Here is a 21,305-nt window from a genome sequence, read left to right as displayed (position 1 = left end):
GATGTCCCTGATCGGCCGCCTGTTCGTCATCGCCTTTGCGTTTCTGCTGGCCTGCTTCATCGCCGGCGCCATTGTCGTGGTCGCGATCCTGTTTCCGGAAGTCAGTTCGATCGACGTCGCCGGCATCGATCCCGCGGCGCTCAACGTCATTCTCGGCTTCGGCTTCATCTTCGTCAGCGGCTTTGCACTTATCCCGGCGGTCGCGGTGGTGACGATTACCGAGGCCTTCGACGTCCGCGGCGTGCTGGCCTATGCGATCGGCGGCGCGGCGGTCGGGCTGGCCTGTTATCTGGGCCTCGTTCCGTTCGATACCGAGGCGATGCGCTTCGACGGCATCGTACGCCGCCATCTCGAAGTGGTCACCGGCGCCGGCATCGTCGGGGGGCTGATCTACTGGCTGATTGCCGGCCGCAATGCCGGACGATGGAAGCAGCCGCGCGCTTTGCCGCAGGCGCCACCGCTATCGTGAGGCCTCTTCCTTCCCCTCTCCCCCGGCGCAGCGAAGCTGCGCGCCGCTGGAGAGGAGAAAAGGACGCGGCTCGCCAGTCTTTTCATCCCCACCCCCGTCGGCTAAACCGCGCGCCATGAACTGTACCGGACTCTATATCGCGCTGGCCCTTAGCCTCGTTATCGGCTTGACCTTCGGGATCTATCCCGAACTCGACCTCAAGCTGGCAGCTTTGTTCTACGACGCCGCCAGCAAAACCTTTCCGGTCAAGGAAGGCGCGCTGGCGATGTTCGCGCGCGATGCGGCGATGTGGATCTGCTGGGCCTTCGCGCTACCGTCCATCGCGGCTTTGATCATCAAGCTGATCTGGCCGAACCGGAAGCTCCTGATCTCCGCCAATACCATCGCCTTCCTGCTGATCACCATCACGCTGGCGGCCGGCATCCTGACCAACCTGACCTTCAAGACCCATTGGGGACGGCCACGGCCGGTGATGGTCACCGAATTCAGCGGCCCCTGGCAGTTCAAGGCGTGGTGGGACCCGACCGGCCAGTGCGGCCGCAACTGCTCGTTCTTCTCCGGCGAGGGCGCCACCGCCTTCTGGACCTTTGCGCCCGCCGCGCTGACGCCGCCGGCGATCCGACCCGTCGCCTATGTCGCCGCCTTCGTGTTCGGGTCGCTGACCAGCGGGTTGCGAATGGCGTTCGGCGGGCACTTCTTCACCGACGTGGCGATTGCCGGGCTGGTGACGTTTCTGGTGATCTGGCTGGCGCATGGCTGGATCTATCGCTGGCCGGCCACCCGCAAGACAGACGCCGAGGCCGAAGCCCGTCTGACCCGCTTTGCCTGGCCGGGCTATCGCTGGCGCCGGAAACTGTTGAGCGGCCAGGACGTTGGCCCGGCGCCCGAGCCTGATACGGCCCACCGCCATTAAACGGGTGCCCGTCCGCGGGAAGTTTGATAGCACAGCCCCCATGCAACCGAAATTGCCCCGATTGGACGTTCGATGACCACGATTCTGAAGAGCCTGCCCCAGGGAAAAAACGTCGGCATCGCGTTTTCCGGCGGGCTGGACACGTCAGCCGCGCTGCTCTGGATGAAGCAGAAGGGCGCCCGCGTCTTTGCCTATACCGCCAATCTCGGTCAGCCTGACGAGACCGACTACGAGGAGATCCCGCGCAAGGCGATGGAGTTCGGCGCCGAGAAGGCGCGGCTGGTCGATTGTCGCGCGCAACTGGTCCATGAAGGCATCGCCGCCATCCAGGCCGGCGCCTTCCACGTCTCGACCGGCGGCATCGCCTATTTCAACACCACGCCGCTTGGCCGCGCGGTGACCGGCACCATGCTGGTCTCGGCGATGAAGGAGGACGGCGTCAACATCTGGGGCGACGGCTCGACCTACAAGGGCAACGACATCGAGCGGTTCTACCGCTACGGCCTGCTGACCAATCCGGAACTAAAAATCTACAAGCCTTGGCTCGACGACGCGTTCATCGACGAACTCGGCGGCCGTGCCGAGATGTCGGCGTTCATGACCGCGCATGGCTACGCCTACAAGATGTCGGCCGAGAAGGCCTATTCGACCGACAGCAATCTGCTCGGCGCGACGCACGAAGCCAAGGATCTCGAAGATCTCGGCACCGGCATGCAGATCGTCAAGCCGATCATGGGCGTGCCGTTCTGGCGCGACGATTGCGCCGTCAAGGCTGAGCGCGTCGTGGTACGGTTCGTCGAAGGCCAGCCCGTGGCGCTGAACGGCCAGACCTTCGCCGACAGCGTTGCTCTGTTCCTCGAAGCCAATGCGATCGGCGGTCGCCACGGCCTCGGCATGAGCGACCAGATCGAGAACCGCATCATCGAAGCCAAGAGCCGCGGCATCTACGAGGCGCCGGGCATGGCGCTGCTGCACATCGCCTATGAGCGTCTCGTCACCGGCATCCACAACGAGGACACCATCGAGCAGTACCGCATGAGCGGCATGAAGCTTGGCCGGCTGCTGTATCAGGGCCGCTGGTTCGATTCGCAGGCCTTGATGCTGCGCGAGACCGCGCAGCGCTGGGTCGCCCGTGCCATCACCGGCGAAGTCACGCTCGAACTGCGTCGCGGTAACGACTACTCGCTGCTCAACACCGAGAGCCCGAACCTGACCTATGCGCCGGAGCGCCTGAGCATGGAAAAGGTCGAGGACGCCCCGTTCACGCCGGCCGACCGCATCGGCCAGCTCACCATGCGCAACCTCGACATCACCGACACCCGCGCCAAGCTGGACCTCTACGCGAACGCCGGCCTGCTGAGCGCCGGCGCGGGCTCGAACATTCCGAAGCTGGAGAACGACAAGGGCTAAGCGATCGACGAGTTATCAGTCGTCATTGCGAGGTCAGGGAAAGCCTTTGGCTTTCCCCTTAGCGAAGCGACGCGGCAATCCAGTAAGCCACGAGTGAAGACTGGATTGCTTCGTCGCAAGCGCTCCTCGCAATGACAGCTGCGGGGCCCGGGAATCGGCATGCTCGCCGCGAGAATAGGATTGCCGGGATGCCCGACCGTCATTGACGCGTCATCCTGTCGTCGTATTGGATGCCACCTGCCCGTGACGGGCGCCGGGGCACTCATCATGAAAAATTCGGTCACCATCGCACTCGCGCTGGCCCTTTCCAGCGCGCCGGCATTTGCGCAAGCCATTTATCCGATCGACCGCGCCGACATCCTCGCCGGCGCCACCTTCGATTTCAAGGTCGAGTTTCCCGGCCTTGTTGATCCCACCAATATCAAGGTCACCGTCAACGGCGCCGACCACGCGAGCGCCTTCGGCAAGCCCGCGACCTATATCGCGCGCGAGGACGGCAAGGACCAGTCCGCGCTGTTGCTGCGCCAGGTCGCGCTTACAAAGCCCGGCGCCTACACGATCGAGGTCAGCGACGGCAGCACCAGCCGCGCGGTCTCGTGGAACGTCTTTGACACCGGCCCGCGCAAGGCGAAGAACGTCATCCTGTTCATCGGCGACGGAATGTCGCCGGCGCACCGTGTCGGCGCACGATTGCTGTCGAAGGGCATTTCCGAAGGCAAGAGCCTCGGCAGACTGGCGATCGACGACATGCCCTACATGGCATTCGTCGCCACCGCCGGTTCGGATTCGATCATCACCGACTCCGCCAATGCCGCCAGCGCCTATGCCACCGGGCACAAGACCGCGGTCAATGCGATGGGCGTCTATGCCGACCGCACCAGTAATCCGTTCGACGATCCGCGCGTCGAGACCATCACCAGCTTGATCCGACGGCAGCGCGACATGGCGATCGGCATCGTCACCAATACCGAGATCGAGGACGCTACGCCGGCGGCGATGGTCGCGCATACGAGGCGCCGCGCCGCCTATGACCAGATCGTCGAGCAGTTTTTTGCCGCCAAACCCGACGTGCTGCTGGGCGGCGGCGCCGCTAACTTCCTGCCGCAGGCCGAGGCGATCTCGAAGCGCAAGGACGACGTCGACTACATCGCGAAATTCCGCGACTCCGGCTACGCCTATGCCGCCACAGCGACCGAGCTCGACGCGCAGGCCGCGAAGCCCGAGACGCGGAAACTGCTCGGACTGTTCGCGCCCGGCAATATGGACGGGGTACTCGATCGCAAATTTCTCAAGGGCGGCGGCGTGAAGAAATCGCCGGATCAGCCCGATCTGACCGTGCAGCTACAAAGCGCGCTCAACGTGCTGTCGCGCAATGACAACGGCTTCTTCCTGATGGTGGAATCCGGCATGATCGACAAATACGCCCATGCGCTCGACATGGAGCGCGCCGTGTATGACACGATCATGCTCGACAATGCCGTGAAGCTAGCCAAGGACTGGGCCAAAGCGCGCGGCGAGGACACGCTGATCCTGGTGCTGGCCGATCACAACCATCCCAACAGCCTGGTCGGCACCGTCAATGACGACATGGAGACGCTGCCGAACACGCCGCTGCGCGAACGGGTTGGCGTCTATGAGAAGGCCGGCTTCCCGAACTATCCGAAGCCGGATGCCGAGGGCTATCCGTCGCGCGTCGATGTCAGCCGCCGGCTGGCGATTTTCTCCGCCAGCATTCCCGATCATTACGAGACGCTGCGGCCGAAGCTCGACAACCCCAACGAGCCCACGCAGAAGGGCGACGAGCCGGCCACGTTCAAGGCCAACGCCAAATACAAGGACGTGCCCGGCGCGGTGTTGAGGCTCGGCAATCTGCCGGCAATGATGAATGCCAGCGTACATTCCGGCGAAGACGTGATCCTCACCGCGACGGGACCGGGCAGCGACCGCGTGCACGGGTCGATGGACAACACGGAAGTGTTTCGCGTGATCGCCGATGCGCTGGGGCTGGCGGAGAAGAAATAGCCGCTCACGCACGCGATACTCTCCGATGTCATCCCGGACAAGTGAGCCTTGGCGAACGCAGATCCGGGATACATTGACTCCGAGCTCATAGCCAACCCGGGACTACTGCCACAGCACATCACGCGGACAGCGTTTATGGGTCCCGGCTCGCGCTCGCAAAAGCTCGCTTGGCCGGGACGACAGCGGAGAGAACTATCAAAAAAAGTGGCCGGGATTGCTCCCGGCCACTTGCATTTGTGTAGCTACCCTCAGCGTCGCGGCGGGGCGGTGCCCGGGGGCGGCGGCGGCAGCGCGGCCGATCCGCCGTTCAGCAGCGGCGTGATGTTGCGGATGGTGACGCGGCGGTTTTGACGCTCTGCGGCATCGGTCGGGATCTTCAGATACTGCTCGCCATAACCCTGCGACGTCAGGTTCTCCGCCGGCACCTGGAATTGCTGGGTAAGCAATTGCGCCGCCGATTCGGCGCGGCGATCCGACAACGACAAATTATCGATGTCCGAGCCGACCGCGTCGGTATGGCCTTCGATCAGAAACACCAGCTTCGGATTGCGCGAGATCGCCTTGTTGAGGCCATCCGCGATGATCTGCAGCTTCGAGGCCTGGTCCGGCGGGATTTCCCACGAGCCTAGATCGAAGTTAATGGTGTCGAGATCGATTGACGGCATGCGCTGGCGCACCGTCTGGCTGTAGCGGATTTCATCGAGCGAATAGCGGCGCTCGATGCGCTCCACCGGCGGCGCCAGCAAGGTGTCGTAGACCAATTCGGGCGAGGCCTGATCGTAGTCGACGATGTAGCGGTTCTGCGGAATCCGGATCACGGGCGGCGGCAGATCGACGTAGAAACCGCCGGCACCGCGCGGACCGCGGAACGAGTTGTCGATGATGATGATCTCGCGACCGCCACGATCGCGACGTACCCGGCGCAGCAGCTGGCCGTCGCGGCCGACCACGGTGATGATCTCGGACCCGTCGGGACGCACGACGATGGTGCGGCTCTCGTCGCCGACCTGCTGGGTGCGGATGTCACGCGCGCCGTAGCGGAAGCGATCGACCTCATTGTGCCGGATGAAGGACTGGCCGGAGGGGTCCTGCACGATGATGCGGCCGGGCTCCGTGAACACCTTGCGACCGCCGACATCGCTCTCGCGACGCTGGCCGCGGAAGTCTTCCATGCGCTGCGGACCCGGAGCCTGGGCGCCCGGTGCGATCGGAGCCAGTGCGGCTGCCGGCGGCGGGGCGGGCGGGATCGGGGCGGCAACGGTCGGCGGGGCGACGCGCGCGGCCGGAGCAACGGCAGGTGCCGCGCCTGCGGCAGCAGGTGCGCCTGGCGCAGCGCCGGGGACCGGAGCGGCGCCGGGGACCGCGTTAGGAGCGACTGGATTCGGTGCAGTGACGGGCGCGCCCGGGGTACCAACGACCGGAGCACCGGGACCACCCGGTCCACGCTGACCATCGGGACCACGCTGGCCTCGTTCACCGTCGCCCCGCGGACCACGTTCACCTGGAACACGCGCGCCGGGAGGCGTGCCGGCTGCCGGAGGTGTGGCGGCGGGAGGTGTCGCAACTGGCGGCGTTGCCGCCGGAGGCGTAGCGGCCGGTGCCGGTGGCGTGGCCGTCGGCGCGCTGCGGGCTGCCGGAGGAGTGACTACCGGCGGCGTTGCTTCGGGCGCCTGTCGTGCCGCGGGGGCGGCCGGGGCCGGAGTCGGAGCGGGTGCCGTGGTCGGAGCGGGACGTGCGCCAGCCGGCGGTGCACCGGGCTCGCGGCGCTCTTCGCGACGTTCCTGCTTTGCAGCCGGAGGGGTCGGCGCGGCGGGGGCTGAGGCAGGCGCGGGTGGCGTCGGACGCACAGCCGGAGCGGCGGCCGGGGGAGTCGGAGGGGCTGCCGCCGGCGGTGGCGGCGTAGGACGTGCAGGCGCCGCGGCTGGCGGAGCAGGAGGGGCCGGACGCGGCGGCGGAGGAGCGGCAGCCGGCGGCGGCGGAGCGTCAGGGCGCGCCGCGGGCGGCGCGGCCGGCGGTGCCGCGGCAGGCGGCGCGGCGGGGCGCGGCGCGGCAGCCGGCGGCGGTCCCTTTGGCTCAGCCTTCGGTGGAGCCTTGGGCTCGCCCTCGGGAGCAGGCGCGGCCTGCGCTACGCGGAACGACGCATCGGCCTCCAGCGCGTGCGACACGGGCGCCGTGAACTGCGCAACGCTGAGCGTTGTCGTGGCCAACAGCAAAAGACGAAGTTTGGTCATGATGGCTCTAAATCCCCGGAAAAATTTTCGACGAAACATTGTTGGCCAAGGCGTGGCGGGACGATCAACTGATATCCTTAGGGCCGCATTGTGGCGGCCCGCACACCCTGCGAACGCTTTATTTTCAACGGCGCGATGGCCGGATCGCGCTTTATTCATTGCGCGTTCAGGCCATCGATCGTTGCAGCTTACATGGTCGGCGACGGCGGCATGTCAGGCTGGCCCGGATTGACGTCCGGCCCTGTCGGCAATTCCTCCGGCGTATAGCCCGGCAGTTCGTCGGGCTGTGACGGCGCATCCGGCTCGCGCACCGGCGTCGGAATTTCCGGGCGCGGGCTACCGGGCGGGCTTTCCTGCGGCGGCTCAGTTGGCTGACCGGGCTTGATCGGCGGATCTTCGATAGGCGACATCAGATTGCGACCTTTCGGTTAGTGCCGAGATCGGGGCGCGTGCCCGATACGGCGGCGGCAGCCATCTTCACATAGCTGATCACGGTGCCCGGCGAATCCCAATACTCGGCTTCCTCTGGCGTGAATTTGAGAACGCGGATGTTCGGATCCTCGGCGCTGTCCCACCACGCCTTGGCCGGCGTCGAGAACAACTCCTTGATCTTGGCGCGATCGTTCGAGACCGCAGCAGTGCCGCTGACGGAGACGAACTTCATGTCGCCGGCGTCGGCGAAGGACAGGTTGACCTGCGGATTGGCTTCAATCTCGTCGTCCTTGTGACGGCGGGCATCGGTGAGAAAGAAGATCGTATTGGCGTCGCGGTCGAGATAGGCCGCCATCGGCCGGGCGCGAAGCTTCTCGCCATCGCGCGTCACCATCATGGCGAAGCCGATCTTCTTCATCAGCTCCCAGGTGCGATCGATATCGTTGGCGTGATCGTCGGTCATGTTTCACTCCTTGAACATTATGACGTTAACGGCCGCGACAGGGTGGAGTTCCATTTCGGTCCAATTGACACGCGGGAGCCGACACCGCATCAAGGCGTTTTCGCAGGAGGGTTCGATGCCGATCGCCTATTGGTGCATTCTCGTGGCCGTTGTGATGCCGCTCGTTCTGGCCGGCTACGCCAAATCCGGCTCGCATGACAACAACACGCCGCGCGATGACGCCGAGAAGCTCTCGGGCGCCAAGCGTCGCGCCTATGCCGCGCACCAGAATGCGATCGAGAATTTTCCGTTCTTCGCCATCGCCGTTGTCGCCGCCATCAGCTTCGGCGCGACGACCTCGACGCTGAACCTGCTGGCGCTGCTCTATCTGGCATTCCGCATCGCACACGCGCTCTTGTATATCGCTGACAAGGCGAGCTTACGCTCGATGGCCTATGCCGGCGCGCTCTTCACCAATATCGCGATCTTCGTGCTGCCGGCGTTCAAGTAGCGCGTAGCCCGGATGGAGCGAAGCGCAATCCGGGGAAAGCCTAGCGGATCAAGCGAGTACTGATTTGCGCGCCGGCCCCGGATTGCGCTTCGCTTCATCCGGGCTACGGATCAAGTGATCTCGTAATGGATCGGCTTGAAGGCGAAATTGTTGGACTGCAACGCCGAACAGGCTGTGAGGCCGATCAACAGATCGGTCTCGGCCACGAAGGTGATGTGATCGCCGGCCTTGCTGAGCGGCGGATCGACTTTCATCGACCAGTCCTTGGGATCCAGCACCACATTCATGAAGCAGTTGAACGCGACCGGGATCTGGTCGGGCTCGATCCCGTAGGGCTTGAGCGCCTGTTCGAGATTGCCGAAACAGCCCTGATGCGGATGCTCGTCGCCATAGATGATGCGGAAGGTGTCGCGCGAACACGGCGTCAGCAGGAAGTCGTGACGTCCCACGGTATCCTCGACGATCCGCAGCATGACGTTGCTGCGGTTCGAATAGATCGGGTCGCCGGTCGTCAGATACAGCTTGCTGGCATAATCGAGGCTGCGGCCAGACGAGATCACCTCGCGTCTGTCGGCGAGATCGAATGCCACGAGGTCGGCGACCTGCTCGCCCTGCGGATCGATCACCGTCAGGCGCTGGCCCTTGTTGAGCGTGAAGCCCGTACCTGATCGCGGCGCGATCGTCAGGGTCGTCATGTTCTCTCCACCGGGTGGAACGGACATTTCCAGTTTTCATCGACCGGCCGGCCGCTGTACTGCCGCGCTTCGGAAATGGTGCCGTGCTGCGCCAGCATCGGATTGATCGAGCCGGAGATCGCGACGTCGCGGCTCAGGATGGTATCGCGCAGTTTTTCGTATTTGCCGAGCTCGCGCAATTGCTCGAACTGGTCGTGCAGGTTGAACACCAGTACCGGACGTTCGAAGCGTCGCGCCAGCCGGCTGGCATGTGGGTGCATGCCAACGATGAAGAACGCCTCGCCTTCAAAGCTCAATGAGAAATGCGGATCGCCGGGATCGCTCGAGACGCGGCGGTCATATTCCTGACCGAGCCATGCGTCCTTGTTCGACAGCGACTCGGCACGCTTCCACAGGAAGTGCTCGAAGGACTCCTCATTGAGATCGCCGGGGCCTTCGAAGATCACTGCGAAACTCTGGAACAGCGCGCGATTGCCGCGGTATTTTTCGACGATCTCCGAAATGCCGTCATAGATGCGGCGGTCGTCCCAGTTGGAACGCATGTCACGCGCGACGATGACGTTCATCTGACCCTTGGCGAGCGCCGATTTGGCGCCGACACAGGGAAACGGAGCAGAAGCAATCAACTCGCGGAACTTGTCCGCGATACGCGAACTCTCATCAACCATCATGGCAGGGCCTCGTTGCAGGTACCCCTCAACGAGCCAATTCGACGTTGGTGCCGCCGACGGAAAAATAAGTTGCATCAGGGTCTTGAGTCGCAATTCCGACGCATCGAGTGCTCCGGCCACAGCGTTATTTCGCCGTTTTTCGTCCTCGCAAGAACCGTCCAAGCAGCTTGCGCTTGCCCTTGCGGGGGATCAGGTCGATGTCGCTGACCAGCTTGGCGCCGCCCTTGCGGCGTTCGAGCACGATCTTGCGGCTGTGAAACACTTCGAGCTCGGCGCGATGCGCCACCGAGACCACGGTGGCGCTGGGCAGCTCCTGCGTCAGCAGCTCCATCATCCTGTCCTGACTCTTGGCGTCGAGCGCCGAGGTCGCCTCGTCCAGCACGATGATATCGGGCTTGTGCAGGAACAGCCGCGCGAAGGCGAGGCGCTGCTTTTCACCGCCGGACAATGTCTGGTCCCATGGCGCGTCTTCCTCGATCTTCTCCTTGAGATGGCCGAGCCCGACCTTGTCGAGCGCCACGCCGATTTCCTCGACGCTCCAGTCTTCCGCGGCGGCCGGATAGGCGGCTGCGCGGCGCAGCGTGCCGGACGGCACGTAGGGTTTCTGCGGCAGCATGAACAGCCGGCGGTCGGGATGGAAATTGATACTGCCGCCGCCCCATGGCCACAGCCCGGCAATGGCGCGCACCAGCGTGCTCTTGCCGGTGCCGCTCTCGCCAGCGACTAGCAGCCGCTCGCCGGGCTCGATCGCGACTTCGGCGTCACCGACCACGGCCGTGCCGTCGTCGAGCGTCACCGACAGATTGTGCAGGCTGAGCATGGTGTCGCCGGTGGTCTCGCCGCGCGTGATACGGCCGATGCCGTCGCCGCGCTCGGCGCGCTCCAGGCCGTCGAGCGACATCATCAGCGAGGAAATCCGCCGCGCACAGGCATTCCAGTCGGCCAGCCGCGGATAGTTGTCGACCAGCCAGCCGAACGCCGCCTGCACGATAGTAAAGGCCGATGCCGCCTGCATCACCTGGCCGAGCGACATGCTGCCGTCAAGAAATTTCGGGGCACACAACAAAAGCGGCACCACCGGCGCAATCAGGCTGGAGCCCTGCGACACCAGCGTCGTCCGCATGTGCTGGTGCGCCAGCCGCGCCCACTGCTTCAGCACAGATCCGAAGGTGCGGTCGATGCCGGCGCGCTCTTCCTCCTCGCCGCCGAGCAGCGCGATGCTTTCGCCGTTTTCACGCACGCGCGTCAGCGCATAGCGGTACTCGGCCTCGGCCTGATTCTTGTCTTCCGAGGTCTGCACGAAGGCGCGGCCGATGGTCATGATCGAGCCGGAGGCAATGCCGGCATACAGCACGGCAGCGATCACGAGGAAGCCTGGGATGGTGACGACCGAGCCGCCGATCGACAACGTCAGCGCGCCGCCGATGGTCCACAGCACGACGATGAAGGTGGTCGCCGACAGGAACGCGGAGATCACGCCGGCGGCGAAATCGACCGGCGAGTCGGTGGCGATGCGCAAATCCTCGGCGATGCGGTATTCCGGGTTCTGGTGGTCGCCGCCGACCAGATTGAGCTGGTAGTAGCGTCCTTGGGTGAGCCAGCGCGACACGACTGAATTGGTCAACCAGGCCCGCCAGCGGCGCTGGATGCCCATCCGGGCGTACACCTGCGCCACGCCGAGCATCACGCTGCCGATCGCCAGCGGAAAGAACACGCCCGTGAGATGCCAGACCGAGGCGGCATCGCGCTTCTCGATGGCATCGAAGATCGCGCGATTCCAGACGTTGATGCCGTATTGGAAGCCGACATTGGTGATGATCAGCAGCAACAGCCCGATCGAGAACGCCCAGGCGAGTCTGTCGCCGGACTTACTCCAGAAGCCGCGGGCGCTGATCCAGAACCGCGTCAGCAGGTAGTCGCGCCGCGCCTGCTCGGCTTCTTCGGGCGTCAGATCCGGATCGGGCTCGACGAGCTCCGGCGGCGGCGGCTCGATTTGCTTGCCGGTCTCGGCGACGACTTCGACGATGGAGGACGTGGTGGAGTCGTGAGCGGCCGATTCGCCCGGGGCATGCTTGTTCATCGCATCATAACGCCAGCGATATCAGAAGGTTCCCTAGAGTTCCCGAAGTTCCATGGCACCTCTGCTGGCGTCATCCTGAGGTGCGCCCCCTTGGCGAGCCTCGAACGAGGCCGTCGCTTGCGCGACTGCGCCTCAGGATGACGGCTGGGTCTGCGGCAAGCTACGCTGGTCCGGCCGACATTGACGAGCCCTGCCGGAGACGGAAAGGCATCACGGATACCGCTCCGAGTCCGTGACAGGTGTCATCGCATCAGCCCGCGTTCATCTGCGATCGAAAGGCCCACTTGGTGAAACGCTGCTCGACCCAGGCAAATACCGCGTACATCAGCACGCCTTCGAAGGCGAGCAGCAGCAATGCTGCGTAGACATTGGCCATGCGGAACGAGGCGCCTTCCAGCGCGATCAGATAGCCGAGGCCGGCATTGGCGCCCAGCGTCTCCGACACCACGGTGCCGACGAAGGCCAGCGTGATCGCCACCTTGAGCGAGCCGAAGAAATACGGCAGCGCGCGGGGAATGCCGACCTTGAGCATGATGTCGAGCTTGCCGGCGCCGAGCGCGCGCAGCACGTCCTCGAGTTCCGGTTCGGTGGTGGCCAGCCCCGTGGCGATGTTGACCACGATCGGGAAGAACGAGATCAGGAACGCGGTGATGATCGCCGGCAATTCGCCGATGCCGAACCACAGGATCAGGAGCGGCACGATCGCGACCTTCGGGATCGTGTTGAAGCCGACCATCACCGGATACATGCCGCGATAGATCGTGCGCGACCAGCCGACCAGCAGACCCAGCATGACGCCGAAGCCGACCGCCAGCGCGAAGCCGACCATCGTCACCCACAAAGTAACCCATGAATTATAGGCGAACACTTTCCAGTATTTGAACATCGCGGCGAACGCCGCCGACGGCGGCTGCAGCACTGAAGAGTTGATGTTGAAGATGATGCACGACACTTCCCAGATCAGGAAGATGATGACGGTGAAGACCCAGGGCGAGGCCCTTTCGAGAATGCGGGAATTCATGCCTGCCGAACCTCCGCGATCTTCATGCGCAATTCGTAGACGATGTCGCCGAAGTCCTTATCGTAGGTGACCTTGAGATCGCGCGGACGCGGAATATCGACCGACTTGACCTGCACGATCTGGCCGGGGCGCGCGCTCATGACATAGATGTTGTCGGCGAGGAACGCCGCCTCGCGAAGGTCGTGCGTCACCAGGATCACGGTGAAGCCGAGCCGCTGCCACAGGTCGCGCAGTACGCACCACAGCTCCTCGCGGGTGAAGGCATCGAGTGCGGCGAAGGGTTCGTCGAGCATCAGGAGCGCGGGTTCGTGAATCAGCGAGCGGCACAGCGAGACTCGCTGCTGCATGCCGCCCGACAATTCCCACGGAAAACGGTCGCCGAAGCCGGCGAGGCCGACGGTGGCCAGCAACTTCTCCGCCATCGCGCGGAATTCTTTTCTGTTGCCGCGGAACTGCGAGCGGTAGGGCTCGACGATCTCCAGCGGCAACAGCACGTTGTCGATCACCTTGCGCCACGGCAGCATGTTGGCGTTCTGGAACGCCATGCCAGCCATCTTGACGGGGCCGGTGACTTCCTTGCCGTCGATCGCGATGGTGCCGGCGGTCGGCTTGTGCAACCCGGTGACCAGCCGCATCAACGAGGACTTGCCGCAGCCGGACGGCCCGACCACGGCGGCGAATTCGCCACGCTCGATTTTCAGCGTGGCATCCTGAAGGGCGACGATGTCCCCGGTGGCGCCACGGTATTTCAGCGTGACGCCATCAATGTCTACGAATGCGACCATGCGCAGTGATCCCCCTCCCCGCGCCGATCAGAACTTCCGGTCGGCGGCAGGAGGAAGGTATTGCGAGGTGAACAGGTCGGAGCCCTTGGGCTTCGCGCTCTTGAACTCATAGGTCACGGCGATCTGCTCGATGGCCTGATCCATGCGCTTGTCGTCAATGCCGCCGACGCCATTGGCCTTCGCCCAGGGGGTGGCGATATTGTCCTTCAGCGACATTTTGAGCCGCGCCAGTTCGATCTTCTCGTCGGCGGTCTCGTTGCGCTTCATCACCGATTTGATCGCGCTGTCCGGATCCTTGATGGTGTCAACGATGCCCTTGACGGTGGCGCGCACGAAGCCTTCGACCACCTTCGGATTGGCCTTGGCGAATTCCGGGTTCACCATGATGGCGTTGCCGTACAATACGATGCCGTAGTCCGACATCAGCATCACCTTGATGTCCTTCTCGGCGATGCCCTTGGACATCAGGTTGAAGTAGGACGAGAACGAGAAGCCGGTGATGGCGTCGACCTTGCCGTCGGCGAGCATCGGCTCGCGCACCGGGAAGCCGACATTCTCGATCTTGACCTTGCTGTCGTCGATCTTGTTTTCCTTGACGAAGGCTTTCCACTGCGCGAACGCGCCATCCGGCGCCGGCGCACCCAGGATCTTGCCTTCGAGGTCCTTCGGCGCGTTGATGCCCGACTTCGCGAGGCTGACGATCGAGAACGGCGGACGGTCATAGACCATCAGCACGCCCTTGATGTCCTTGTCCGGGTTCTGGTCGCGGAAGCGCGCCAGCGAATTGATGTCGAAGAAACCGATCGGATAGGTGCCCGCCGCGACGCGCGCGATGCCGGCGACCGAGCCCGGGCCGGAATCGACGGTGACGTTGAGGTCTTCGGCCTTGTAGTAGCCCTTGTCGATGGCGACGAAATACGGCGCGGAAGGACCTTCGAATTTCCAGTCGAGGGCGAATTTGAGATCGGTTTCGGCGCTGGCCGAGAGGGTGGAGGCGGCGAGGAGCGCGCCCGCGAACGCGGTGAATGCCAGCTTGCGAAACATCTCGGAGATCCCCTGTGGTGGTGTGTCGGCCATAGCTAGCACGCAGCGTGCCAGTTATGAGCGCTGCGGAAAAGTGGCTGTATCAACACGGTCGAGGACCGCGAATGAGAGATCTGCACATGCAAGCCCTCCCGTCCCGCCTCCACATCGAAGGCCGCGCGTCCCGGGAGCGTCGGGCGAAGAGAGGCGATAGCCGCTTATCGGCGGATATCAGGAAAGATCAGTGGCACTTCGCAGCTTGCGCGGGCAACAATCCTACCGAAAGAATAGGCATATGATTATGTTTTAGGCAACATCGCGAAACTGCTTTATCGGCTGCTTCTGAAGCATTCCCTGTGATGCAATCCAGGCCTTCTATGCCAGGCTAGGTGGCGTTGCCGCGTCCGGCCGCAATTTCCAGTGAATGGGTAATATGGTCTGCAAGGAGCTCAGCAGCGCGGGATAAGGTCCCAGGCGCCCGATACAATGCGATTTCGGCATCGAGCATTGTTGGAAGGTTATGTTCTGCGCCCAACATGATCAGGCCTTCCGGCGCCATATCCTTCGACAGCACCGTCACTCCCAGGCCGGCGCGGACAGCAGCCTGAAGGCCCTCGCTGCTCGGGCTGGTATATACGATCCGCCATTCCCGTTTGGCAGCTTGAAGGGCCGCCAGAGCCCGCTTGCGATAGACATCGGGCGCGGGCGCCAGCACCAGGGGAAGGGGACGGGTGGCGTCCAGCACCAGCTTGGGTCCACTCACCCAGACCAAGGTGTCGCGCCAGACGGAAATTCCGCCTGACGGCCCCTGGGGCTCGCGTTTTACCAAAACGAGATCGTACTCCCCCTTGGAAAAGCCCTCGAGCAGATTGAAGCTGAAATTGCAATTGACCTCCAAGGCGACGCGCGGATGGGTTCGTGCAAATCGCGCCAATATGTCCGGAAGGTAGACGGTCGCGAAATCTTCGGGTGTCCCAAGACGAACATCGCCTTCGACGTCAGGCTGGAGGATGCGTGAAGTTGCTTCGTCGGCAAGATGGAGCAACTGCCGCGCATAATTCAGCAGGATCTCACCATCTGGCGTCAGCAGGAAGTCGCGGCCGTCGCGTTCGAACACCTGACGTCCAAGGTTCTGTTCAAGCTTTCTGATCTGCAGGCTGACGGTGGATTGCGTGCGGCCAACGCGCTCAGCAGCGCGGGTGAAGCTGGCATTGTCCACCACCGCGATGAACGTGCGGAGCAGATCAAAGTCGAACGGCGGCAATGGTGTGCTCAAAGCTGCCGCCCGGGTTTACTTGAGGGTGAGGCTGAATGCATCAAACCAATCCCGCTTCATTCACGTTGTGAACCGGTCGGGACGGCACCTTCGCATCGTCTCTGCTTCCACCCCTGGATGAGTATTTACCGTATTCCTTACGGCGAGGCCATAGGCGCTCCAGGATGACGCTGGCTGCCAGGGCGTAGTCAGCCCTCGGCCGTCGCCCGATCGTCAGCAGCCGCAGGCCTGGGGAAAGCGGCCCGATGCGCCGACACGTCCTGCGTGATGATCTGCGCAGGCCGATGCGGGGTGTCCGACGCCTCTCCGACCTGTTCGAGGTCTGGTTCCTGTTCGGCCAGCTTTCGGCGTTCAGCCCGAGGCAACGCAAAGCGGTCGTAAAGGATGGGCAGCAGCAGCAGCGTCAACGCCGTTGCGGTGATCAATCCGCCGATCACGACGATCGCAAGCGGGCGCTGGATTTCCGAGCCCGGCCCATCGGCGAATAGGAACGGCGTGAGGCCGAGCGCCGCGATCGACGCCGTCAGGGTGACGGGTCGCAGTCTGCGTCGCGCTCCCTCCATCACGGCCTCGCGGAACGGCAGTGTACCGCGGGCGCAGACCTCGTTGATGTAGGATACCAGCACCACGCCGTTGAGAACGGCAATGCCCATGAGAGCGATAAAGCCGACGGAGGCAGGTACCGAAAGAAATTCGCCTGACGCCCACAGCGCGACAACGCCGCCGATCGTCGCAAACGGAACGTTACAGAAAACCAGCGCAGCCTGTCTTAACGACCCGAACGTCAAATACAGCAACAGGAAGATGGCGCCTAGTGCAATCGGCACCACGATCGTCAGTCGCGCCGCCGCCCGCTGCTGGTTTTCGAACTGGCCGCCCCAGACCAGCGAATATCCTTTGGGCAGCTCGATGCGCGCCGCGGCCGCCTTGGCGTCGTTGACGAAGCCGACGAGGTCGCGCCCGCGCACGTTGGCCAGTACGGTCGCGAACCGCTGACCGTCCTCCCGGATCACCTGAATGGGTCCGTCCTCGACCTTGATGTTCGCGACCTGGGCCAGTTCGACCGTGCCCCCGCCAGGAAGCACGACCGGCACCCTCGCAAGGTCGGCGGCCGACACGCGGAGACGCTCCTCGCCGCGGACCACCAGTGGCGTGCGCACCTGACCCTCCAGCACGATACCAAGGCGGCGCCCGTCAACCCAGACCCTGAGCGCCTCCTGGACCTCCGCGGCGTTCAATCCGAAGCGGCCCGCCTGAGCGCGATCGACCGCGACCGTGAAGTAGCGCATTCCGGCGTTGCGAAGTGCGAACACATCAATCGCGCCCGGGACGGAGCGGATCGCCGCGGCGACGTCGCGGCCCACCCGGTTCAAGGTAGCGATGTCGTCGCCGAACACTTTGACAACGACGTCGCCGCGCGCGCCGATGATCATTTCCTGAACCCGCATGTCGATCGGCTGGGTCAGCGCGTAGCTTATGCCCGGAACACTGTCGAGCACGCGCCGCAATTCGCCGAGAAACCAGCGCATGTCGTCGCCACGCCACTCGCGGCGCGGCGCCAGTGTCATGAACATGTCGGTCTCGTTGAGGCCGACTGGATCGATGCCGAGTTCGTCGGCGCCGGCGCGGGCGATGACCCGCCGAATTTCGGGAATCTCCGCCTTGAGGGCTTGCTGAATGCGTAGATCTGTCTGCGCCGCTTCGTCGACCGAGATGGTTGGAAACTTGCGGATGGTAATGACAGGCGTGCCCTCATCCATGACGGGCATGAAGGTGCTGCCTATGCGCGGAAAGACGACGACAGCCGCTGCGATGCCGATCGCGACTGCCACGACAACGCCAATGGGCCGCCGCATCACATAGGCGAGCAGCGGATCGTAGCCGGCGTGCAACTTGCGCACCAGCCACGGCTCGGCATGCGCGCCGGCGCGCAGCAGATGGGCGGAGAGCGCGGGCACCACGGTCAGCGAGAGCAGCAGCGCAGCGATCAACGCGACCACGATGGTGAGCGCGACCGGACTGAACAGCCGACCTTCCAGACCCTGCAAGGCGAGTAGCGGCATGAACACCAGAATGATGATGGCGACGCCCGATACGAGTGGCACGGCAACTTCACGCGTGGCCTCAAGGGCGAGGCGCAGACGCGCGGCAAGAGTGGGCTTCTCGACAGTGGAAAGGCGGTGCTCCACATTTTCCACGACCACGACGGCGCAATCGACCAGCAAGCCTATGGCGATGGCAAGACCGCCGAGCGACATGATGTTTGCCGACCACCCCAGCATGCGCATCACGCCGAAAGTCGTCAGCACCGCCAGCGGCAGGATCAGCGAAACCACAAGCGCCGAGCGCAGATTTCCGAGGAAAAGCAGCAGCAGGACGACGACGAACAAGATGGCCTCAAGCAGCACTTTCTGCACGGTCCAGACCGCCTTGCCGATCAGTTCGCTGCGATCGTAGAAAATCACGATGCGGGCGCCCTCGGGTAGCTGCGGCTCAAGAGAAGCGAAACGCGCCTTCACGCCGTCCACTACGGTGCGCGCATTGGCTCCACGCAGGCCGAGCACCATGCCCCACACGGCCTCACCAGCCGCGTCTGCCGTCACGACACCGTTGCGGGCAAGTGAGCCGAACCTTACGTCGGCAATGTCGCTGACGCGCACGGTCACGCCGTTGCGCGTCGCCACCACGGTGTTGCGGATATCGTCCAAGGTCTGGATACGACCTTCCGACCGGACCAGCAACGCTTCTTCGCCGCTGCGGATGCGGCCGGCACCGTCATTGCGGTTGTTGACCTCGACAGCTTTCTCCAGCATCTGCGTGGTAATGCCGCGCGCGGCCATTGCAGAGGCCGCAGGGATTACTTCGAAGGTGCGCACATGGCCGCCCAACACATTGACGTCGGCAACGCCCGGAAGGCTGCGCAGCGCCGGCCGGATCGTCCAGTCGAGCAGCGACCGCTTTTCCTGCGCCGACATGGTCGCCGCCTCGATCGTGAACATCACCATTTCAGCAAGGGGGGTCACGATCGGGGCGAGGCCACCGTCGCTACCGGCGGGAAGCTGGTCGCGCACTTCCTGCAGGCGCTCATTGACCTGCGCGCGAGCCCAGAAAATATCGGTTCCGTCGGCAAACTCGAAAGTCAGCAGCGCGACCGCGTAGCGTGTCGTGGATCGCATGCGCACAAGGTTCGGAATGCCGCGCGCAGCCAACTCGATTGGCGTAGTGACCCGGCTCTCAAGTTCCTCGGGTGTGAGGCCGGGCGCCTGCATCGAAACCAATACTTGGATCGGTGCGACATCGGGAAAGGCGTCGATTGAAAGCTTCTGATAGGCAACCGTTCCCCAGACGGCCAATGCGATTGCCCCGATGAACACGATGAGACGCTGCTGCAGCGCGATTTGAACCAGACCGGACATCATTGCTTAATCCTTGTCTGCAGCCGCGAGTTCGGCGAGCAGCGCGATGATCCCGCGATCGGCCACCTCATCGCCGGTAGCGAAAGCACCGCGAACCGAAGCGCTGTGCGCGGTTTCCGAAATCACCTGTACGGGGCGCGCCAAGAATCCTTGCGGGGCTTTCACGAATACCCAGGCCCGGTCGCGGTGACGTACGACCGATGTTGCCGGTACCGACCATTGCGCCTCGCCGTTCTGGCCGATGCGGATCGTGACGAGAACGGCAAGCCCAGGTCGGATCGCGCCATTGGCAGAGCCGATTTCGGCGACCGCGACGGCTGATTGCGTCGAAGCGTCAACAGTATGTCCGACCCGGACGATGCGGCCCTGCACGCCATAAGCCGGCATCACGACAGCCTGCCCGGCGGAGAGCGCCGGCAAGCGGGCCGCCGGCACCTGGATGTTGATCCACAAGGGGTCGAGCGCCGCAAGAGATATTACGGGCGCTGCAGCCTCTACACGCTGGCCGGGGCTGGCGTCGCGCCGCACCACAGTGCCGGAGATTGGCGCGTGGACCGTAACGGAGCTCTGTATCCGCCGCGAGTTGCGCAGCGTCTCAATGTCGGCCTCCGACATTTCCATCAGGCTCAGGATCTGTGCTCGCTCGTCGAGACGCGACTTGGCATTGATCGCTTCCGTCTCGACGACACGTAGTTCGCGCTCCGGCGCCGCCCTGCTTTCAAAAAGAAAGCGGATGCGACGGAGGCGATCCGCGGATAGCGCCTCGTCGGCGATGGCAGCCAGGTACTGCCGCTGCGCCTCGACGAGGTCGGGCGAGCGCAGGCGCGCGATTGGCTGGCCGGCCGTTACGATTTCGTCGGTGGCGACAAGTACCGCTTCGACGAGGCCGTTTGCGGGCGCAGCGACGACCCGGAGTTGGGAGGGTGGAATTGCCACCGTACCGGGCAGCGACAATTCGGTCTCGCCGCGCTCCGGCACGACAGGCACCGCACCGATCCCCGCCGACCGGATCTCGCGATCTTCGAGTGGGATGACGATGTCATTGGATTCACCGGCGGCAGGGCCCGCCTCGACAGAGGTCGCGGCGCCCAACGACAGCGAGCCAAGCAAGACTATCATGACGATTCGTTTTACAGTAGTAGGCGCACTCATGATGCTGGTCTGGTCCGGATTTCCTGGCGCGTTCCTTGAAGCGGTTTGTCGCCTGCGACTTGCAGACCGACGGCTCTTACTGGTGCTCTCGTGCGCCGTCCGTGACGGGATGACGCATAACCGGATGCAAGAGGCTCGGTTGAAGCCCCGCCGCGTGCGGGTTGCTTGCGCGGCACGCGGGGACGGCTGCACCTGTAGTTTGCCGACTATCGTCGGACGATCTTTCTAGTTCATTCGGAATATCCATCGGCTCCTGCGCGTCGCGCACAGCCGGCAGTCTGGAACGGCGATAGACTTCCACGACAATCGACTTGGATTGTCCGCCGCGCACCGGCATTTCAAACTGGCGAAGTTCTGCTCTCATGATCCGGGATTGAACTTCCATGGGTCGCAGACTGCTCTTCATCATTGCTCCTCCTCTGAACCTGAGTTGTTATCGACTCGGAGGATCAGATTTGGAAACGAGTTTTTCCGCTGTTTCCCATTGAGAAAACCGATGAACGAGCTTCACGCTTGGCGCTCGGGCCCGCGAGAGGCGCCGACCCGCAGGAGCCAAAGACTTCGTATCAGTGAAGCCGCTTCTCCCTCTATCGACCGCAATGATCGATCCAATCGGGTGAAGCTGCACCTGAACGCGAGCAGCAGCGCGATGCGCGCGGATTGGTAAAGACCCGTGTGACGCTCGGTCGCGGCTGACAGCCGCTTTATGGCGATCGGCAGGTCGGCATGCGGCGTGCCGGCAGCCGACGAGCGATG

The 21,305-nt window shown here is 63.8% G+C and carries 18 protein-coding genes; 5 read left to right on the top strand and 13 right to left on the bottom strand.

What is annotated here, in order from left to right:
• Position 1: 1 nt before the first annotated feature.
• The 4 genes from FIU28_RS02335 (at position 2) to FIU28_RS02320 (ending at position 4,814) form a co-directional block, all read left to right on the top strand.
• Complete coding sequence (locus FIU28_RS02335; protein WP_143571491.1) at positions 2-469, top strand: hypothetical protein; 468 nt, start codon at positions 2-4, stop codon at positions 467-469.
• A gap of 115 nt (positions 470-584) precedes the next feature.
• Positions 585-1,382: a phosphatase PAP2 family protein gene (locus tag FIU28_RS02330; protein WP_143571490.1), complete on the top strand. Its 798-nt coding sequence runs from the start codon at positions 585-587 to the stop codon at positions 1,380-1,382.
• A 72-nt stretch (positions 1,383-1,454) separates the two neighbouring features.
• A complete protein-coding gene (gene argG / locus FIU28_RS02325) occupies positions 1,455-2,792 on the top strand; it encodes an argininosuccinate synthase (protein WP_143571489.1) in 1,338 nt (445 codons plus the stop codon).
• A 267-nt stretch (positions 2,793-3,059) separates the two neighbouring features.
• The gene (locus FIU28_RS02320) at positions 3,060-4,814 is read left to right on the top strand and encodes an alkaline phosphatase (protein ID WP_143571488.1); all 1,755 of its coding nucleotides are present in this window, start codon (positions 3,060-3,062) and stop codon (positions 4,812-4,814) included.
• Positions 4,815-5,062: 248 nt separating this feature from the next.
• Here FIU28_RS02320 and FIU28_RS27260 read toward each other — a convergent pair whose 3' ends face one another.
• The 3 genes from FIU28_RS27260 to FIU28_RS02305 form a co-directional block, all read right to left on the bottom strand.
• The gene (locus tag FIU28_RS27260; RefSeq protein WP_368039456.1) at positions 5,063-5,986 is read right to left on the bottom strand and encodes an OmpA family protein; all 924 of its coding nucleotides are present in this window, start codon (positions 5,984-5,986) and stop codon (positions 5,063-5,065) included.
• A 1,247-nt stretch (positions 5,987-7,233) separates the two neighbouring features.
• The gene (locus FIU28_RS02310; RefSeq protein ID WP_143571486.1) at positions 7,234-7,455 is read right to left on the bottom strand and encodes a hypothetical protein; all 222 of its coding nucleotides are present in this window, start codon (positions 7,453-7,455) and stop codon (positions 7,234-7,236) included.
• Positions 7,455-7,940 carry a pyridoxamine 5'-phosphate oxidase family protein gene (locus tag FIU28_RS02305; protein ID WP_143571485.1) on the bottom strand — a complete coding sequence of 162 codons (486 nt, stop codon included), beginning with the start codon at positions 7,938-7,940 and terminating at the stop codon, positions 7,455-7,457. The genes FIU28_RS02310 and FIU28_RS02305 overlap by 1 nt, the downstream gene beginning before the upstream one ends.
• 115 nt (positions 7,941-8,055) lie before the next feature.
• Here FIU28_RS02305 and FIU28_RS02300 point away from each other — a divergent pair, with 115 nt between their 5' ends.
• Positions 8,056-8,430: an MAPEG family protein gene (locus FIU28_RS02300; RefSeq protein WP_143571484.1), complete on the top strand. Its 375-nt coding sequence runs from the start codon at positions 8,056-8,058 to the stop codon at positions 8,428-8,430.
• Between the two features lie 110 nt (positions 8,431-8,540).
• Here the strand turns inward: FIU28_RS02300 and FIU28_RS02295 are convergent, their stop codons facing one another.
• The 10 genes from FIU28_RS02295 to FIU28_RS02250 all read right to left on the bottom strand — a co-directional run bounded on the left by FIU28_RS02295 (position 8,541) and on the right by FIU28_RS02250 (position 20,958).
• Entirely contained in the window at positions 8,541-9,125 is a 585-nt protein-coding gene (locus tag FIU28_RS02295) for a DUF1989 domain-containing protein (protein WP_143571483.1), read from the bottom strand.
• Positions 9,122-9,796, bottom strand: coding sequence for a guanitoxin biosynthesis heme-dependent pre-guanitoxin N-hydroxylase GntA (gntA, locus tag FIU28_RS02290; protein ID WP_143571482.1), 675 nt, complete (start codon positions 9,794-9,796; stop codon positions 9,122-9,124). Before gntA ends, FIU28_RS02295 begins: the two co-directional genes overlap by 4 nt.
• A 124-nt stretch (positions 9,797-9,920) precedes the next feature.
• The gene (locus FIU28_RS02285; protein WP_143571481.1) at positions 9,921-11,876 is read right to left on the bottom strand and encodes an ABC transporter ATP-binding protein/permease; all 1,956 of its coding nucleotides are present in this window, start codon (positions 11,874-11,876) and stop codon (positions 9,921-9,923) included.
• Between the two features lie 250 nt (positions 11,877-12,126).
• Positions 12,127-12,897 (bottom strand): ABC transporter permease, encoded by a 771-nt coding sequence (locus FIU28_RS02280; RefSeq protein ID WP_143571480.1) that lies wholly within the window; start codon positions 12,895-12,897, stop codon positions 12,127-12,129.
• Entirely contained in the window at positions 12,894-13,682 is a 789-nt protein-coding gene (locus FIU28_RS02275) for an ABC transporter ATP-binding protein (protein WP_143571479.1), read from the bottom strand. The genes FIU28_RS02280 and FIU28_RS02275 overlap by 4 nt, the downstream gene beginning before the upstream one ends.
• Before the next feature lie 27 nt (positions 13,683-13,709).
• Positions 13,710-14,759 (bottom strand): ABC transporter substrate-binding protein, encoded by a 1,050-nt coding sequence (locus FIU28_RS02270; protein WP_246660838.1) that lies wholly within the window; start codon positions 14,757-14,759, stop codon positions 13,710-13,712.
• Between the two features lie 331 nt (positions 14,760-15,090).
• Positions 15,091-15,981 carry a LysR substrate-binding domain-containing protein gene (locus tag FIU28_RS02265; protein WP_143571477.1) on the bottom strand — a complete coding sequence of 297 codons (891 nt, stop codon included), beginning with the start codon at positions 15,979-15,981 and terminating at the stop codon, positions 15,091-15,093.
• A gap of 188 nt (positions 15,982-16,169) precedes the next feature.
• Complete coding sequence (locus FIU28_RS02260) at positions 16,170-19,400, bottom strand: efflux RND transporter permease subunit (RefSeq protein ID WP_143571476.1); 3,231 nt, start codon at positions 19,398-19,400, stop codon at positions 16,170-16,172.
• A 3-nt stretch (positions 19,401-19,403) separates the two neighbouring features.
• Positions 19,404-20,516, bottom strand: a complete 1,113-nt coding sequence (locus tag FIU28_RS02255; protein WP_168202841.1) for an efflux RND transporter periplasmic adaptor subunit — start codon at positions 20,514-20,516, stop codon at positions 19,404-19,406.
• A 109-nt stretch (positions 20,517-20,625) separates the two neighbouring features.
• The gene (locus FIU28_RS02250; RefSeq protein WP_143571474.1) at positions 20,626-20,958 is read right to left on the bottom strand and encodes a hypothetical protein; all 333 of its coding nucleotides are present in this window, start codon (positions 20,956-20,958) and stop codon (positions 20,626-20,628) included.
• Positions 20,959-21,305 lie beyond the last annotated feature (347 nt).

Source organism: Tardiphaga sp. vice154, from assembly GCF_007018645.1.
Classification (GTDB): domain Bacteria; phylum Pseudomonadota; class Alphaproteobacteria; order Rhizobiales; family Xanthobacteraceae; genus Tardiphaga.
Note: the sequence above shows the minus strand (reverse complement) of the source record. Positions and strands in the feature narration are given on the sequence as shown.